General features: G+C 65.9%; 16 protein-coding genes and 1 pseudogene. 10 read left to right on the top strand and 7 right to left on the bottom strand.

Annotated features, from left to right (window positions below; translation table 11 throughout):
- Positions 1-184: 184 nt before the first annotated feature.
- Both UP09_RS20300 and petA read right to left on the bottom strand, forming a co-directional pair.
- A complete protein-coding gene (locus tag UP09_RS20300; RefSeq protein WP_044540055.1) occupies positions 185-2,251 on the bottom strand; it encodes a cytochrome c1 in 2,067 nt (688 codons plus the stop codon).
- Positions 2,252-2,322: 71 nt separating this feature from the next.
- Complete coding sequence (gene petA / locus UP09_RS20295) at positions 2,323-2,853, bottom strand: ubiquinol-cytochrome c reductase iron-sulfur subunit (RefSeq protein WP_044540054.1); 531 nt, start codon at positions 2,851-2,853, stop codon at positions 2,323-2,325.
- Between the two features lie 278 nt (positions 2,854-3,131).
- On the opposite strand from petA, the gene UP09_RS20290 reads away from it, so the two are divergent.
- From UP09_RS20290 to UP09_RS20265, 6 genes are all read left to right on the top strand, one after another.
- Positions 3,132-3,602, top strand: a complete 471-nt coding sequence (locus UP09_RS20290) for a tRNA (cytidine(34)-2'-O)-methyltransferase (RefSeq protein ID WP_044540053.1) — start codon at positions 3,132-3,134, stop codon at positions 3,600-3,602.
- Between the two features lie 25 nt (positions 3,603-3,627).
- The gene (queE, locus tag UP09_RS20285) at positions 3,628-4,260 is read left to right on the top strand and encodes a 7-carboxy-7-deazaguanine synthase (protein WP_044540052.1); all 633 of its coding nucleotides are present in this window, start codon (positions 3,628-3,630) and stop codon (positions 4,258-4,260) included.
- Between the two features lie 17 nt (positions 4,261-4,277).
- A complete protein-coding gene (locus UP09_RS20280; protein ID WP_044540051.1) occupies positions 4,278-4,643 on the top strand; it encodes a 6-pyruvoyl trahydropterin synthase family protein in 366 nt (121 codons plus the stop codon).
- A gap of 2 nt (positions 4,644-4,645) precedes the next feature.
- Positions 4,646-5,542 carry an oxygen-dependent coproporphyrinogen oxidase gene (gene hemF, locus UP09_RS20275; RefSeq protein WP_197082706.1) on the top strand — a complete coding sequence of 299 codons (897 nt, stop codon included), beginning with the start codon at positions 4,646-4,648 and terminating at the stop codon, positions 5,540-5,542.
- Complete coding sequence (locus UP09_RS20270) at positions 5,533-6,273, top strand: HAD family hydrolase (protein WP_044540050.1); 741 nt, start codon at positions 5,533-5,535, stop codon at positions 6,271-6,273. The genes hemF and UP09_RS20270 overlap by 10 nt, the downstream gene beginning before the upstream one ends.
- Positions 6,274-6,387: 114 nt before the next feature.
- On the top strand, positions 6,388-6,651 hold the full coding sequence (locus UP09_RS20265) for a YodC family protein (RefSeq protein ID WP_044540049.1): 264 nt from the start codon (positions 6,388-6,390) through the stop codon (positions 6,649-6,651).
- A 56-nt stretch (positions 6,652-6,707) separates the two neighbouring features.
- Here UP09_RS20265 and UP09_RS20260 read toward each other — a convergent pair whose 3' ends face one another.
- From UP09_RS20260 to UP09_RS20240, 5 genes are read right to left on the bottom strand one after another with little or no spacing between them, the layout of a single operon-like run.
- Positions 6,708-7,466 (bottom strand): sulfite exporter TauE/SafE family protein, encoded by a 759-nt coding sequence (locus UP09_RS20260; protein ID WP_044540048.1) that lies wholly within the window; start codon positions 7,464-7,466, stop codon positions 6,708-6,710.
- Between the two features lie 2 nt (positions 7,467-7,468).
- Positions 7,469-8,725, bottom strand: coding sequence for a CCA tRNA nucleotidyltransferase (locus tag UP09_RS20255; protein ID WP_044540047.1), 1,257 nt, complete (start codon positions 8,723-8,725; stop codon positions 7,469-7,471).
- Complete coding sequence (locus UP09_RS20250) at positions 8,722-8,985, bottom strand: DUF6111 family protein (protein WP_044540046.1); 264 nt, start codon at positions 8,983-8,985, stop codon at positions 8,722-8,724. Before UP09_RS20250 ends, UP09_RS20255 begins: the two co-directional genes overlap by 4 nt.
- Entirely contained in the window at positions 8,982-9,653 is a 672-nt protein-coding gene (locus tag UP09_RS20245) for a CoA pyrophosphatase (RefSeq protein WP_044540045.1), read from the bottom strand. Before UP09_RS20245 ends, UP09_RS20250 begins: the two co-directional genes overlap by 4 nt.
- Complete coding sequence (locus UP09_RS20240) at positions 9,650-10,291, bottom strand: DUF1285 domain-containing protein (RefSeq protein WP_044540044.1); 642 nt, start codon at positions 10,289-10,291, stop codon at positions 9,650-9,652. The genes UP09_RS20245 and UP09_RS20240 overlap by 4 nt, the downstream gene beginning before the upstream one ends.
- Before the next feature lie 241 nt (positions 10,292-10,532).
- Here UP09_RS20240 and UP09_RS20235 point away from each other — a divergent pair, with 241 nt between their 5' ends.
- The 4 genes and pseudogenes from UP09_RS20235 to UP09_RS38580 form a co-directional block, all read left to right on the top strand.
- On the top strand, positions 10,533-11,537 hold the full coding sequence (locus UP09_RS20235) for an AAA family ATPase (protein WP_044540134.1): 1,005 nt from the start codon (positions 10,533-10,535) through the stop codon (positions 11,535-11,537).
- Complete coding sequence (locus UP09_RS20230; protein WP_044540043.1) at positions 11,537-12,478, top strand: DUF58 domain-containing protein; 942 nt, start codon at positions 11,537-11,539, stop codon at positions 12,476-12,478. The genes UP09_RS20235 and UP09_RS20230 overlap by 1 nt, the downstream gene beginning before the upstream one ends.
- Complete coding sequence (locus UP09_RS20225; protein WP_044540133.1) at positions 12,478-15,279, top strand: DUF4159 domain-containing protein; 2,802 nt, start codon at positions 12,478-12,480, stop codon at positions 15,277-15,279. The genes UP09_RS20230 and UP09_RS20225 overlap by 1 nt, the downstream gene beginning before the upstream one ends.
- A 124-nt stretch (positions 15,280-15,403) precedes the next feature.
- Positions 15,404-16,491, top strand: a pseudogene (locus tag UP09_RS38580) (hypothetical protein); the annotation flags it as partial.

The raw sequence follows: 16,491 nt of genomic DNA, 5'->3' as shown, positions 1-16,491 counted from the left end.
CGCAATTGACGACACCGTCATTCCGGGGCGATGCGGTAGCATCGAACCCGGAATCTCGAGATTCCCCGGTGTGCAATTGCGCACCTGAGGTTCACGCTTCGCGTGCCCCGGAATGACGGGCATCAAAAAGACAAAAAAAGCCCCCGAAGGGGCTTTTTCAAACGTGGCTACGGCAGGCCTCGCGTCAGTGCGCGTCGGCCCAGACCTTCTTCTTGGTAAAGTACATCAGGAAGGCGAACAGGATCAGGAACACGAAGACCTGCATGCCGATCCGCTTGCGCTCTTCCATGCGCGGCTCGGCAGCCCACGCCAGGAAGGTCGTGACGTCGTGGGCATACTGCGCCACCGTCGCCGGCGAACCGTCGTCGAAGGTCACCTGGCCGTCGGAAAGCGGCTTCGGCATCTTGATCGCGTGGCCGGGGAAGTACTTGTTGTAGTACGTGCCTTGCGGGACTTCGACACCCGCCGGCGGCTTGTCTTCAAAGCCCAGCAGGATCGCGTCGATGTAGTTCGGGCCCTGCTCCTGGAACTGGGTGAAGAAGTCGAAGATGAACTGCGGGAAGCCGCGCTCGTAGCCCCGCGCCTTGGCCATCAGCGACAGGTCGGGCGGCGCCTTGCCGCCATTGGCAGCGGCTGCGGCCTGCTCGTTCGGGAACGGTGCCGGGAAGTAATCCGCGACCCGGCCGGGCCGGTCGAACATCTCACCCTGGTCGTTCGGGCCGTCCTTGATCTTGTAGTCGGACGCGAACGCAGCGGCCTGCGCCTCCGAATAGCCGGGGCCACCGGCATCGGCCAGGTTGCGGAATGCGATGTAGTTGAGGCTGTGGCAGGCCGAGCAGACTTCCTTGTAGACCTTCAGTCCGCGTTGCAGCGAACCGCGGTCATACTTGCCGAGAGGGCCCGAGAACGACCATTTCTGCGACGGCGGCGATACCTCGTTTCCCTCGGCGCGGGCGTTCTGCGCACCGCCGACCAGCAGGCCGCCGGCAACCAGGAAGGCTGCGAGCGCGGAAGCCAGAGCCTTGCCGCCGTGCTTTGCCAGCACGTCGTCGGCGATCGAGTTCGGCACCGGCCGCGGCGTCTCGATGCGGGAGAGCAGCGGCAGCACGATCAGGAAGTAGGCGAAGTAGCAGACCGTGAGGATGCGGCCGGCAATCACGTAGATGCCTTCCGGCGGCTGCGCACCGAGATAGCCGAGCAGGATGCAGACCACCACGAAGATCCAGAAGAACTGCTTGGCCAGCGGACGGTACTTCGACGACCGGGTCCGCGCGTTGTCGAGCCAGGGCAGGAACGCCAGGACGATGATCGCGCCAAACATGCACGCCACGCCGGCGAGCTTGTTCGGGATCGAACGCAGGATGGCGTAGAACGGCAGGTAGTACCATTCCGGCACGATGTGCGCCGGCGTTACGCCCGGGTTCGCCGGGACGTAGTTGTCGGCGTCGCCGAGATAGTTCGGCATGTAGAAAATGAACCAGGCGTAGAAGATCAGGAAGCAGGACACGCCGAACGCATCCTTGATGGTCGCATACGGCGTGAACGGAACGGTGTCCTTTTCGGTCTTCGCCTCGACGCCGGCCGGATTGTTCTGGCCCGCGACATGCAGCGCCCAGACGTGCAGCACGACGACGCCGGCGATCACGAACGGCAACAGGTAGTGCAGCGAGAAGAAGCGATTCAGCGTCGGGTTGCCGACCGAATAGCCGCCCCACAGCAGCGTCACGATGCTCTCGCCAAAATAGGGAATGGCGGAGAACAGATTGGTGATGACGGTGGCGCCCCAGAAGCTCATCTGGCCCCACGGCAGCACGTAGCCCATGAAGCCGGTCGCCATCATCAGCAGGTAGATAATGACGCCGAGGATCCACAGCACTTCGCGCGGTTCCTTGTACGACCCGTAATAGAGGCCGCGGAACATGTGGATGTAGACCGCGAAGAAAAACATCGACGCGCCGCAGGCGTGCATGTTGCGCAGCAGCCAGCCGTAATTGACGTCGCGGACGAGCAGCTCAACCGACTTGAAGGCGAGGTCGGCATGCGGCGTGTAATGCATCGCCAAGATCACGCCGGTCACGATCTGCAATCCCAGCATCAGCGACAGGATAGCGCCGAAGGTCCACCAGTAGTTCAAATTGCGCGGCGTCGGATAGGCCACGAACGAGGAATGGATCAGGCCGAAGATCGGAAGGCGCCGTTCGATCCACTTCAAGGCGGGGTTGGTCGGCTGAAAATCGGATGGTCCGCTCATTGATGCGATCCTGAGGAAGAAAACGACGCGATGGGTCCAAGTGGAAGCCGAAATCCCGGATGGTCCGGGACTTAGCCGATCTGGATTTTGGTGTCGGAAACGAATGCGTAGGGCGGCACCGGCAGGTTGGCGGGCGCGGGTCCCTGACGGATACGGCCCGAGGAGTCGTATTGCGAACCGTGGCAGGGGCAGAAGAAGCCGTCGTAATTGCCCTCATGGGCGATCGGGATACAGCCGAGATGGGTGCAGATACCGATCACGACGAGCCACTGATCGTGGCCGGCCTTGACGCGGGCCGAGTCGGGCTGCGGATCGGGCAGGCTCGAGAGCGGCACTTTCTGGGCCTCCTCGATCTGCTTCTTGGTGCGGTGGCTGATGTAGATCGGCTTGCCGCGCCAGAAGACCTTGATGTCCTGGCCCTCGGCGATCGGCGTCAGGTCGACCTCGATCGGCGCGCCGGCCGCGATCGTCGCGGCGTCGGGGTTCATCTGGGCAACCAGCGGCCAGACGGTGGCGGCTGCGCCGACTGCAGCGGCAGCTCCGGTTGCAACAAAAAGGAAATCACGGCGTGTCGGATGGTCCGCCGAAGACGCTGTCGTCACGTTCCCAAGCCCTTTCTTATCCGCAGCCGGTGGAACCGCCCCAGACACGCGGAGAACGCGTCCCGGAAAGGCTGCCGGCGCCCGCGGCCCCCGCGGCGGCAGAAAAACGCCATTCCACACCCCAAATGGCGGAACAGCAGTCCAGAATCGTTCTATTGGCACCCTTGCCGGACGAGCGCAAGCCCGCTATCGGCTCGCAAGCGTGCAATGCACGAAATCCGCGCCGGGCGATGTTTTATTGAGACAATTTCACCCGGACTTCACAGGTCTGAAGCACCATGCAGATCGCGCTGTTCCAGCCCGATATTCCTCAGAATACAGGGACGATTCTCCGGCTGTGCGCCTGCCTGGACGTGGCAGCCCATATCATCGAGCCGGCGGGCTTCGACACCTCGGACCGGAATTTCCGCCGGGCGGGTATGGACTATCTCGACCAGGTCAGGTTGAAGCGTCACGACTCATGGTCAAAATTCGAGGAATGGCGTACCGAGGCAGGCTGTCGGCTGATCCTGTTCACGACCAAGGCGGCGAAATCCTACCTTGATTTCGAGTATACCGCCTCCGACGTACTGCTGTTCGGGCGCGAGACCGCAGGGGTCACCGACGCGGTCGCGGCGGCCGCCGATGCCCGGCTGGTGATCCCGATCAAACCGTCATTGCGCTCGCTCAATGTGGCCGTCACGGCGGCCATGGCCGTCGGTGAGGCGCTGCGCCAGACCGGTGCGCCAGTCACCGGCGCGCGATCTTGAGAAATTCTTGCTGAGGGACTGTTTTGTGAACTACGCGGTCAAGGAGATCTTTCTGACCCTGCAGGGCGAAGGCGCCCATGCGGGCCGCGCGTCTGTGTTCTGCCGCTTCGCCGGCTGCAACCTCTGGACCGGCCGCGAGCAGGACCGCGCCGGCGCGGTCTGCCGGTTCTGCGACACCGACTTTGTCGGCACCGACGGCACGCTGGGGGGCCGCTATGCGACCGCAGACGAGCTCGCGGACACCGTCGCGGCGCAATGGACCGGCGGCGACTCCGACCGCTACGCAGTGCTGACCGGTGGCGAGCCGCTGCTGCAGGTCGACGCGGCGTTGATCGGGGCGCTGCACGCAAGGGGCTTCACGATTGCGATCGAGACCAACGGCACCATCGCGCCGCCCGACGGGCTCGACTGGATCTGCGTCAGCCCCAAAGCCAACGCCGAGCTCGTGGTGCGCAAGGGGCACGAGCTCAAGCTGGTCTATCCGCAGGTGGAAAACAGACCGGAGGATTTCGCCAACCTTTCCTTCGAGCGCTTCTCGCTGCAGCCGATGGACGGCCCCGACGTGATCGCAAACACCGCGCGCGCGATCGACTATTGCCTCAGGCATCCGCAATGGCGGCTCAGCGTGCAAACACACAAGACAATTGGGATCAGATAGAACTGGATCGTTGGAAGATGTGGGAATTGACGAAATCGTTCCGCTTCGAGGCTGCGCATGCGCTGTCCGGAACGACCTTTGGCGCCGACAGTGAGGAGATTCACGGCCACTCCTTCCGCACCGAAGTCACCGTGCGTGGCACGCCGGATCCGGCGACCGGGATGGTGGTCGATCTCGGCCTGCTCGAACGCAGCATGGAAGAGGTGCGCAAGACGCTCGACCACAAGCTGCTGAACAAGGTCACCGCGCTCGGGCCACCGACGCTGGAGAACCTCTCGCGCTTCATCTGGGAGCACCTGCAGCACGCCGGCAAGCTGACCCGGGTCAGCGTCCACCGCGACAGCTGCAACGAGAGCTGCACTTATTACGGAGCGCAGGACTAGCCATGCTGCCCACAGACCCCGCCATCATCGAGGATCGCAAGGCCCGGGCACGAAGCTGGTTCGAGGCGTTGCGCAACGAGATTTGCGCGGCCTTTGAGCGACTCGAGGACGAGGCGCCCACCGCGCTCTATCCCGGCGACGCCGGCCGGTTCGCGCGCACGCCGTGGGACCGCACCGACCACTCCGGCAAGCCGGGCGGCGGCGGCGTGATGTCAATCATGAAGGGCCGGCTGTTTGAGAAGGTCGGCGTACACTGCTCGACGGTGCATGGCGAATTCGCGCCCGAATTCCGCGCCCAGATTCCCGGTGCTGCCGATGACCCGCGCTTCTGGGCCTCGGGGATCTCGCTGATCGCGCACCTGCGCAATCCGAACGTGCCCGCCGTGCACATGAACACCCGCTTCGTCGTGACGACAAAAGCCTGGTTCGGCGGTGGTGCCGATCTGACGCCGGTCCTGAACCGGCGACGCACCCAGGATGATCCCGACACGGTCGCCTTCCATGCTGCGATGAAGGAAGCCTGCACCGGGCCGAATGGCGTTGCCGACTACGACAAGTACAAGAAATGGTGCGACGAGTATTTCTATCTGCCGCACCGCAAGGAGGCGCGCGGCGTCGGCGGTATCTTCTATGACTGGCACGACAGCGGCGACTGGGACGCCGATCTGGCGTTCACCCAGGATGTCGGGCGCAGCTTCCTGAAGGTCTATCCCGAACTTGTCAGGCGCAATTTCGCGCAGGCCTGGAGTGCTGACGATCGCGAGGAGCAGTTGATCCGCCGCGGACGCTATGTAGAGTTCAACCTGCTCTACGACCGCGGCACCATCTTCGGCCTCAAGACCGGCGGCAATGTGGATTCGATCCTGTCATCGCTGCCGCCGGAGGTGAAATGGCCGTAATGAACCTGCCGCGTGCAATGCTGATCGACATGGATGACACCATCCTGTCTGCCTATGGCCGCCCCGAAATCGCGTGGAACAAGGTCACCGCGGAATTTGCCCAGGAGCTGGCTCCCCTGCCCCCGGACCAGGTCGCGACCGCGCTGCTGGCTTCTGCGCGGCAATTCTGGTCGACGGCAGAACCGATCTGGCGGATCAGGCTCGGCGAAGCGCGGCGCCTGACCGTGAAGGGCGGATTCGCGGCGCTTGCGGCCGCCGGCCATCGCGCGCTGCCGGACGATCTCGCCGACCGCATCGCCGATCGCTTCACCAGCTATCGCGAGGAGGAGATGTTCATCTTCCCCGGCGCGCACGATGCGATCGACGCGCTAAAGGCGCTCGGCATCAAGCTCGCGCTGGTCACCAACGGCGCCGCCGAGATGCAGCGCGCCAAGGTCGAGCGCTTCGCGCTGGGCCATCGCTTCGACCACATCCAGATCGAGGGCGAGCACGGCTTCGGCAAGCCGGAGGAGCGCGCCTATCTGCACGCGATGGAGGCGCTCGGCGTCACCGCATCGGACACCTGGATGATCGGCGACAATCTGGAATGGGAAGTCGTGGCGCCGCAGCGGCTCGGCATCTATGCGATCTGGATCGACGTGCATGGCGACGGCCTGCCGCCGGGATCGACGGTCAAACCCGACCGCATCATCCGCTCGCTGACCGAACTGGTGCCGGGCCGGCGCAAATAGCGTTTCGCCGGTCTGTTTCCACATCAAATCTGCCGCACTGCGGCCGGCCGTGATCGGGCTGTCATCAGCCGTCGATAGCCTGCCGTCCGCGTCATCAAGCGCGGAGGGAAGATCATGGAACTGAAACCAGGCGATGTTGTCTTGCTGAAATCCGGCGGCCATCCGCTGACGGTGGTGGAAGTCAACGACGACAAGGCCGTATGCCTCTGGATGGGTGGAGACGGTGACCTGTTTCGTGAAACGTTGCCGCTCGTTGCACTCGAATCGGCCGAAATCGATCCCGAAGACGACGAGGAAGAAGACGACGAAGAGGATGACGAAGACGAGGACGAGGGTGAAGAGGACGACGACGGCCACAAGAAGCGCAAGGTCGCGTAAGGACTCTCTGCGCGATGCTGCCTGGCACGTGCCGGCGGCATCGTCTCCATGACTGCTCAGAGAGCGCGCAGCGCAGTGGAGATCATCACCACGCCGCCGATGATGACGGCGGCATCGAGGATCGCGGTGTGGATGTGCACCGGCATCCGCTCGACAAAGGCTTTGGCCAGGAACGCGCCGGGAAGCGCGACCGCGCCAATCAGCAGTGCGAGCGACAGCACCTTCGCGCTCACGACGCCCGCCAGGCCGAACACCGAGACCTTGACCGCGGCGATCGCAAGCGAGATCACCGCATCGGTCGCGATCACGGCTGCGCCTTCGAGCCCCGCCGCCATCAACAGCGACAGCAGGATGACGCCCGAACCCGCGGTCCCACCGACCAGCAATCCGTAGCCGACGGCACCGGTGGCAAGCCCCCGATCGCCGATCCGCACACTGTGCCGCCGCAACTGGCGCCGCAACGGCACGCTGAGGATCAGCATGCTGCCGATCACGAGCGCGGCGCCGACGCTGGTCAGCCGCGTATAGCCATAGGCGCCAAGCGCCGTGGTGAGCAACGCAGCCGCGACCACGATGACAGCCTTGCGGCGGTCGGCATATCGGACGAAGGCGGTGAAGCGGCTGAGATTGGTAAAGATCGAGGAAATGGCGATGATCGGGACCACCGGCTCGGCGCCGACCAGCGGCACCAGCACCAGCGGCATCAGCGCGCCGGTGCCGTAACCGGCAAGGCCGCCGATCACCGAAGCAAACAAGGCAACGACGGCGACAAGAACAAGCTGGGCGAGCGAGATGTCTGCAAAGCCTGAGAGCAAATTTACAGCCGATGGTCGCGGGTGAAACGGGAAACGGTCTGGTCGGCGATGCCAGACAACACCTGCGGATCGAGCGGGAAATCCGCGGCAAGCCAAGCATCCTCGGCCAGGGTCAGGACATGCCCCAATGCCGGCCCCTCTGCAATCCCGCGTGCGATGAAATCCGACGCCCTCAACGGAAAGTGGGGCGCGCGCCAGCGCTGCGGCAGCGTCGCGAGCGCGCGCCATGGGCCGACGTCCTGGCCCGCGTCGGTTCGCGCCCAGGCCAGCAGCAGCCGGTCGCGGTAGGGTCCTTCGTCGAGCCGGTAGAGCCTGCGCTTTGCATGCGCCTCGTCCATGCCGGGCAGCCGCCACCAGCGATGGCCCATCGAGTCGAGCGCCTTGGCCTCGGCGTTCGACAGCCGCAGCCGCGTCGCGATGCGCCGCGCGTCCTCGGTCACGGCCACCGTCAACGCGGCGAGCCGGCGCACCGCGCTCGGCGCCAGGTCCATCAGTTGCTCGATCTCGATCATCGCCGCGAACGGCCCGGCATAGGCGACGCCGCCGAACAGCGGCAGCAGCAGCCCGCCATCGGCCATCGCGACGACCGCCGCAGCAGCGCCGTTCGCGAGCACGAGCTTGAGCATCTCCATGCGGATGCGCTCGGCCGAGAGACCGGCAAGTCCCGCGCGCCCGTCGATACAGGCGAGATAGCCGGCCCGATCGGCCTCGCCGGCGCCATAGGCGGCGTGGAAACGGAAGAAGCGCAGGATGCGCAAGTAATCCTCCGCGATCCGCCGCGCGGGATCGCCGATGAAGCGCACGCGCCGGGCTTCGATGTCGGCCAGCCCGCCGACATGATCGTGCACGACGCCGGCAGCATCGACCGAGAGGCCATTGATGGTGAAGTCGCGCCGCTCGGCATCGCGCACCCAATCGCGCCCGAACGTCACCTTCGCCTTACGGCCATAGGTCTCGGTGTCCTCGCGCAGCGTCGTCACCTCGAAGGGGTGGCCCTCGACGACCAGCGTCACCGTGCCGTGCTCGATGCCGGTTGGCACGCTCTTGATGCCGGCCTGTTTCGCACGCCGGACCACTTCGTCGGGCGCGGCTGTCGTGGCGATGTCGATATCACCGAGCGGAATCCGCATCAGGGCGTTGCGCACGGCGCCGCCGATCACCCGCGCCTCCTCGCCGCCGCCATTGAGCAGGCCGAGCACGCCCGCCGCCGGACCCGAGGCGAGCCATGGCGCGTCCGACAACAGGCGCACCTCGCTCATTTCTCAACCCCGGGCACCAGCCTGCCGTTCTCGATATGGGCGGGAACGTAGGTCGAATTCGCCGGCGCGCCGGTGTACTCCGCCAGCAGGATGAAGCTCACGATGACGAGCAGCAGCGCCCCCAACGTCAGCTTCGCCAGCATGTGCAGTGGCCATGAGGCCGGCACCGTGACACCGGAACGCGTCGCGATGAGGAAGATGGCATAGGCCGCGAACGGGATCAGGAAGACTCCGACCTCGGTCAATACCGTGCGGATCATGACTGGTAGATCCGCTCATACAGCACGCGCAGGATGCCGGCGGTCGCGCCCCAGATGTAGCGCTCGGCGTACGGCATCGCGTAATAGGAGCGATCGATGCCGCGGAATTCCTTGGTATGGATCTGGTGATTTTCCGGATTCATCAGGAATGCCAGCGGCACCTCGAAGGCATCGACGACCTCGGCTTCGTTAATCTTCAACGAGAAACCCGGCTGCACCTTCGCGACCGTCGGCAGGATGCGGAAGCCGAACGCGGTGCCGTAGAGGTCGAGATAGCCGACCGGCTCGACGAAGTCGCGCTTGAGCCCGACCTCCTCGCAGGCCTCGCGCAGCGCGGCATCAAGCGGCGAGGCGTCGGTGGCGTCGATCTTGCCGCCGGGAAAGGAAATCTGGCCGGCGTGGCTCGACAGATGCGGCGAGCGCTGCGTCAACAGCACCGTCGGCTCCTGACGATCGATCACCGGGATCAGCACGGCGGCAGGCCGCACCGGCTGCTCCTGCGCCACGATCTCGAGCATGCGGTCGTTGCCGGAATCGCCGGTGCGCGGAATGATGTTGGGATCGAACAGGCCCGGCGGCACGTCAAAATCAAGCCGCGCGCGAGCGCGGGCAAAGAATTCCGTCGAGCTGACCGCCGCCCGCTCCGCCTTGCGCAACGGCTCGTTCAAAGTGCGTCCCTCACCTGCTGCGCATCGGCCATCGCGAAGAATTCGCCGCCGGACTCGACCCCGAACATCGCCTCACCATCGACCACCCGCTCCTCACCCATGTCAACCAGATCGTAATAGAGCGCGCGAGTGACCTTGGCCCAGAGGTCGGCACGGACATGCAGATAGGGCGTCAGCCCGCCATCCGCGGCGGCCGTAAAGCGCAGGCCGTGGCCCCTTTCGCAATCGACCCAGTCGTCGACATTGGTGCGGAACCGGAGCAGGCGGCCGCGTTCGTCTTCTAGCTTCTGCATTTCGACCGCAAGGAACGGCGCGTCGTCGACGCGAATGCCAACCTTCTCCACAGGTGTCACGAGAAAGTGCTTGCCGTCCTCGCGCTTCAGGATCGTGGAGAACAGTCGCACCAATGCGGGACGACCGATTGGCGTCCCCATGTAGAACCAGGTGCCGTCGCCAGCGATTCGCATGTCGAGATCGCCGCAGAACGGCGGATTCCACAGATGCACCGGAGGCAGGCCCTTGCGGCCGGCCGGAGCCGACGTCGCAGCCTGGTTGGCCGCAGCGGTGAGGCCTTCGAGACCCTTGCGTTCAAGGGCCGTGGTTTCACGGCCCTGCTCGGTCTGCCCTTGCTTCGCCATTGTTTACCTTGAAGTTTCGCCTTGAAGTTTCTTGCCCTCAATCTGGCACGTTTGGTGCACGTATCTCGAGATGTGGTGAGGATATCATTCTCGCCACAACGTGATGCCGTTCATACCCTGAAATGCCGATAAGGTGGGGATAGTTTAATTCAACGAATACATGGCCTTCGCGCAGGTTTAGCATGGGGCCCATGGCATGACGACGCAGATCACGCGCATCGTCAAAGAAGGAGCTGACGGAATGGCCGGTGCAGACAGCGTCGAGAAACTGGAGGATGTGATCGTCCGTTCGGCCGAACAGGTCGCCGGCCAGATCCGGGCCGCCAAGGAAGCGATATCCACCGTCATTTTCGGTCAGGACCGGGTGATCGAAAACACCCTGGTGACGATCCTCTCGGGCGGCCACGCCTTGCTGATCGGCGTTCCCGGACTCGCGAAGACCAAGCTGGTCGAGACGCTCGGCATCACGCTCGGGCTCGACGCCAAGCGTATCCAGTTCACCCCGGACCTGATGCCGTCGGACATTCTCGGCGCCGAGGTGCTGGACGAAAGCTCGAGCGGCAAGCGGTCGTTCCGCTTCATCTCCGGTCCGGTGTTCGCGCAGCTGTTGATGGCCGACGAGATCAACCGCGCAAGTCCGCGCACCCAGTCGGCACTGCTGCAGGCGATGCAGGAGCAGCACATCACGGTTGCCGGCGCACGGCATGATCTGCCGAAGCCGTTCCATGTGCTGGCGACACAAAACCCGCTGGAGCAGGAAGGCACCTATCCGCTGCCGGAGGCGCAGCTCGACCGCTTCCTGATGGAAATCGACGTCGACTATCCCGATCGGGACGCCGAGCGGCGCATCCTGTTCGAAACCACCGGCGCCGACGAGACGTTGGCGAAGGTGTCGATGGATTCGGAGACGCTGGTCGCCGCGCAGCGGCTGGTGCGCCGCCTGCCGGTCGGCGACTCCGTGGTCGAAGCGATCCTGTCGCTGGTGCGCGCCGCGCGCCCCGGGCCCGAGGGTGGCGAGGCCGGCAAGCTGATCGCCTGGGGACCCGGTCCCCGCGCCAGCCAGTCGCTGATGCTCGCGGTGCGCGCCCGCGCGCTGCTCGACGGACGGCTCGCACCGTCAATCGATGACGTGCTCGATCTCGCGGAACCGATCCTCAAGCACCGCATGGCGCTGACCTTCTCGGCGCGCGCGGAAGGGCACACGATTCCGGACGTGATCAAGCAATTGAAGACGCGGATCGGTTGATGGCCGCTGACAACAGGCACCTGAACGAGGAGATACTGGCGGTCCGACGTGCAGATGGCGAAAGCCGAACGCTCGCCGCATCGCTGCCGCGTCTGGTGCTTGAGGCCCGCCGCATCGCCGCCAACGTCATCCATGGCCTGCACGGCCGCCGCCGCGCCGGCGCCGGTGAAAGCTTCTGGCAGTACCGCCGCTTCGTCTCCGGCGAGCCGTCGCAGCGCGTCGACTGGCGCCGCTCCGGGCGCGACGACCATCTCTATGTCCGCGAGCAGGAATGGGAGGCCGCGCACACGGTGTGGATCTGGCCCGACCGTTCGCCCTCGATGGCCTTCGCCTCACGCGATGCGCGCGACAGCAAGCTCGAGCGTGGCCTGATCGTCGCCTTCGCACTCGCCGAGTTGCTGGTTGCGGGCGGCGAACGCGTCGGCATTCCCGGCCTGATGAGCCCGACCTCGAGCCGCGCCGTGATCGACAAAATGGCGGAGGTGATGCTGCACGACGATGCGGCGCGCGCGAGTCTGCCGCCGTCCTTCGTGCCGTCGTCGCTTGCCGAGATCGTGGTGCTGTCGGACTTCTGGTCGCCGTTGCAGGAGATCACCACCATGCTGGCCGGGCTCTCCTCGTCTGGCGCGCATGGCACGCTGATCCAGATCGTCGATCCCGCGGAAGAGACCTTCCCCTATTCCGGCCGCATCGAATTCGTTGAGCCCGAGGGCGGCGGCGTCATTACCGCGGGCCGCGCCGAAAGCTGGGCCAACGACTATGTCGCCCGCGTCGCCTTGCATCGCGACCAGATCCGCGCGGAGACCAACCGGCTCGACTGGCTGTTCTCGACCCACACCACCAGCCGCTCCGCGGCCGAGCTGCTGCTGTTCCTGCACTCCGGCATGATGGTCAGCAAGGGCGGCGGACGCCCGATGGTCAAGGCGGGGCGAAGCGCATGATCGCGGGCCTGCCTCTTTCCTTTGCCGAACCGATGCTGCTGCTGGGCCTGGTCAGCCTGCCGGTGTTGTGGTGGCTGCTGCGGGTGATGCCGCCGCGGCCGCGGCGCGTCGAATTCCCGCCGACCCGGCTGTTGTTCGAGATCGCGCCGAAGGAGGAGACGCCGTCGCGCACGCCGTGGTGGCTGACGCTGCTGCGGCTGCTCGCCGCCGCGCTGGTCATCCTAGCCGCCGCTGGCCCGATCTGGAATCCGCAAACCGGTATCGCCGCCAGCAAATCGCCGCTGGTGATCCTGCTCGACGACGGCTGGAGCGCCGCCGCAAGCTGGGACGCACGGATCAAGGCCGCGGACGAGCTGATCACCGATGCCGACAGTGATCGCCGCGGCGTTGCGCTGGTGCCGTTGTCCGAACCGGCACGCGACATCACGCTAATGCCGGCCGGCGCCGCCCGCGTCGCGCTGCGCCAGTTCGCGCCAAAGCCCTACTCGGTCGATCGCGTCGAAACCCTCGCGACGCTGGGGCGCTTCCTCAAGGCGACCGGCGATTGCGACATCGCTTGGCTATCTGACGGCGTCGACACCGGCCGCGGCAGCGAATTCGCCGAAGGCCTCGGCAAGCTGATCGAGAACCGCAGCCTGACGATCTTCGAAGGCGGTGCACCGTCCGCGCAGGCGCTGGTCGCGGCCGAGAATGCCGCCGCCAAGATGACCGTGAAGGTGTTGCGCGCCGCGAACGGGATCGCGGGTGGTATCGTGCGCGCGGTCGATGCCAAGGGCTCGCCGATCGGCGAGGCCCGCTACAATTTCGGCCCGCAGGAGCGCGAGACCGAAGCCTCATTCGATCTTCCGGTCGAACTGCGCAACGACATCGCGCGGCTCGAGATATCGGGCGAGCGATCGGCCGGCGCAGTGCAGCTGCTCGACAAGCGCTGGCGCCGCCGTGCGATCGGCGTGGTCTCCGGAGCGAGCAACGATACCGCGCAGCCGCTGCTCGCCTCGACCTTCTATCTCTCCCGCGCGCTGTCGCCGTTCGCCGATATCAGGCTCGGCGATCGCGGCGCGCCGCAGCAGGTGATCGCCCAGTTCCTCGATCAGCGCCTGCCGATGATCGTGCTGGCTGATGTCGGCACGCTGTCGCCGGAGATCCGCGAGCGGCTCAACGCCTGGATCGAGCAAGGCGGAGTGCTGTTGCGCTTCGCAGGTCCCCGCCTCGCGCAGGCCGATGACGACCTCGTGCCGGTCAAGCTGCGCCGCGGCGGACGCACCCTCGGCGGCAGCCTGACCTGGGAGAAGCCGCAGCATATGGCCTCATTTGCAGCCGACGGCCCGTTCGCCGGGCTCACCGTGCCAAAAGACATCACCGTCAACCGGCAAGTGCTGGCCGAGCCCGATGCCGTGCTCGCGACCAAGAGCTGGGCGTCGCTTGAAGACGGCACGCCGCTGGTCACCGGCGAGCATCACGGCAAGGGCGTGATCAGCCTGTTCCATGTCGGTGCCGACATGCGCTGGTCGGATCTGCCGATGTCCGGCACCTTCGTCGAGATGCTGCGCCGACTGGTCGACATGTCCGGCTACACTTCGAAGCCCGGCCCCGGCGTCGCCAGCGATCCGACTGCCGAGACGGTCGCGCCGCTGCGCACGCTCGACGGTTTCGGTGCATTCGGTCCGCCGCCTTCGACCGCCAAGCCGATGCCGGCGGACTATCGCGACCGCGGCACCGTGGATCATCCGCCCGGCCTCTACGGGTCAGCTGAAAGCCCGATCGCAGTCAACACGCTGGCCTCCGCCGACCGCATCGCGCCGCTCGACACGTCCGGCCTGCGCGCGCGGCACGCGAGCTACACCAACACCGAACCGCGCGACCTGCGCGGCATCCTGCTGTCGTCGGCGCTCGCGCTGTTCCTGATCGACGCGATCGTGGTGGCGATGCTCGGCGCCGGCCTCGCCGCGCTGCTGCGGCGACGCGCGGCGCCCGCGGTGCTTGCCCTCGCCTTCATGCTCGCTGCGATCGCGCCCTCGCCGACGCGCGCCGAGAGCAATGACGACTTCGCCATCAAGGCGACGTCGCAGACCCGGCTCGCCTATGTCGTGACCGGCAATGCCGACGTCGATTCGATCGTCAGGGCCGGCCTGTCTGGGCTGACGCTGTTCCTGGCGCAGCGCACCGCGCTCGAGGCCGGCGATCCCGTCGGCATCGACCCTGCGCACGACGAGCTTGCCTTCTTCCCGCTGATCTACTGGCCGATCGTGCCCGGTGCGCCGAAGCCGCCGCAGGATGCGATCAACAAGATCGATGCCTACATGAAGCAGGGCGGCACCGTCCTGTTCGACACCCGCGACGCCGTCGAAGCGCCACCGGGCGACAACGGCGCTGCGCAGACGCCAGGCATGCAGACTCTGCGCGAATTGCTCGCCACCCTCGACGTGCCCGAGCTCGAGCCGGTGCCGCGCGAGCACGTGCTGACCAAGACGTTCTATCTGCTGCGCGACTTCCCCGGCCGCTTCAACACCGGCCAGACCTGGGTCGAGGCGCTGCCGCGCGAGGATGACGACGAGGCCGCGCAGCACCCGGCGCGCGGCGGCGACGGCGTCTCGCCGATCATCATCACCTCGAACGACCTCGCCGGCGCCTGGGCGATCCGCCCCGACGGCCAGCCGATGCTGCCGCTGACGCCGGGCGAGCCGCGTCAGCGCGAATTCGCCTTCCGCGCCGGCGTCAACATCGTGATGTACACGCTGACCGGCAACTACAAGGCCGACCAGGTGCACGCACCTGCCCTCATCGAGCGGCTGGGACAGTAGAGATGCGATTGACGTGTTCAACTGCCGACACCGTCATTCCGGGGCGATGCGAAGGCATCGAACCCGGAATCTCGAGATTCCGGGTCTGGTCCTTCGGACCATCCCGGAATGACGGAGTGACGCCATGAACTACGGTATCGCGTTCACACCGCTGGTTCCCTCGCTCGTGCTGTGGCTCGCGCTCGGCGCGATCGTCGTGATTGCGGCGCTGCTGCTGCTGTCGCGCGCGCGTGGCGCCGCGATCCGTGTCGCGGCGCTGGCGCTGATCCTGCTCGCGCTGGCCAACCCTTCCTTCACCCGCGAGGACCGCGAGCCGCTGTCCTCGGTCGCGGTCGTCGTGGTCGACAAGAGTCCGAGCCAGAATTTCGGCACGCGCAACCAGGAAACGCAAAAGGCCAGGGAAGCGCTGGTCGACAGCCTGAAGCAGGTCAAGGGTCTCGAAGTCCGCGTCGTCGAGGCCGGTCAGGCCGACGGCGAAACCGACGGCACCAAGCTGTTCGGCGCATTGACGTCGGCGCTTTCCGACGTCCCGATCGAGCGCGTCGCCGGCGCGTTCCTGATCACCGACGGCCGCGTGCACGACATTCCCGCCAACGCGCAGGCGCTCGGCTTCCAGGCCCCGGTGCACGCGCTGATCACCGGCCGCAAGGACGAGCGCGACCGCCGCATCGCCATTACGGCCGCGCCGCGTTTCGGCATCGTCGGCCAGACCCAGACCATCACCTACCGGCTCGACGACCAAGGCGTCACCGGCGAGCGCGCCAAGATCACGATCCGCCGCGATGGCGAGGTGATCAGCGAGCGCACGCTGACCAGCGGCCAGACCTCCAGCGTCGACATCGACATCAAGCATGCCGGTCCCAACATCGTCGAGATCGAGGCCTCGCCGCTCGAGAACGAGCTGACGCCGGTCAACAACCGCGCCGTGGTCGCGATCGACGGCGTGCGCGACAAGCTGCGCGTGCTGCTGGTCTCGGGCGAGCCGCATTCCGGCGAACGCACCTGGCGCAATTTGCTGAAGTCCGACCCCAGCGTCGACCTCGTTCACTTCACCATTCTGCGGCCGCCGGAAAAGCAGGACGGCACGCCGATCAACGAGCTGTCGCTGATCGCGTTTCCGACCCGCGAACTGTTCCAGCAGAAGATCAACGAATTCCAGCTGATCATCTTCGACCGCTACGCCCGCCAGGGCGTGCTGCCGATCCCCTATTT

Origin of the sequence: Bradyrhizobium sp. LTSP885 (genome assembly GCF_000938305.1) — a bacterium.
GTDB lineage: Bacteria > Pseudomonadota > Alphaproteobacteria > Rhizobiales > Xanthobacteraceae > Bradyrhizobium.
This window is presented reverse-complemented; position numbering and strand designations above follow the sequence as displayed.

Coding starts and splice junctions, on each gene's coding strand:
- UP09_RS20265 (WP_044540049.1), top strand. CDS start 6,388: ATGGAACTGAAACCAGGCGATGTTGTCTTGCTGAAATCCGGCGGCCAT.
- UP09_RS20300 (WP_044540055.1), bottom strand. CDS start 2,251: ATGAGCGGACCATCCGATTTTCAGCCGACCAACCCCGCCTTGAAGTGG.
- UP09_RS20235 (WP_044540134.1), top strand. CDS start 10,533: ATGGCCGGTGCAGACAGCGTCGAGAAACTGGAGGATGTGATCGTCCGT.
- UP09_RS20270 (WP_044540050.1), top strand. CDS start 5,533: ATGGCCGTAATGAACCTGCCGCGTGCAATGCTGATCGACATGGATGAC.
- UP09_RS20290 (WP_044540053.1), top strand. CDS start 3,132: ATGCAGATCGCGCTGTTCCAGCCCGATATTCCTCAGAATACAGGGACG.
- UP09_RS20250 (WP_044540046.1), bottom strand. CDS start 8,985: ATGATCCGCACGGTATTGACCGAGGTCGGAGTCTTCCTGATCCCGTTC.
- UP09_RS20230 (WP_044540043.1), top strand. CDS start 11,537: ATGGCCGCTGACAACAGGCACCTGAACGAGGAGATACTGGCGGTCCGA.
- UP09_RS20280 (WP_044540051.1), top strand. CDS start 4,278: ATGTGGGAATTGACGAAATCGTTCCGCTTCGAGGCTGCGCATGCGCTG.
- UP09_RS20255 (WP_044540047.1), bottom strand. CDS start 8,725: ATGAGCGAGGTGCGCCTGTTGTCGGACGCGCCATGGCTCGCCTCGGGT.
- UP09_RS20240 (WP_044540044.1), bottom strand. CDS start 10,291: ATGGCGAAGCAAGGGCAGACCGAGCAGGGCCGTGAAACCACGGCCCTT.
- hemF (WP_197082706.1), top strand. CDS start 4,646: ATGCTGCCCACAGACCCCGCCATCATCGAGGATCGCAAGGCCCGGGCA.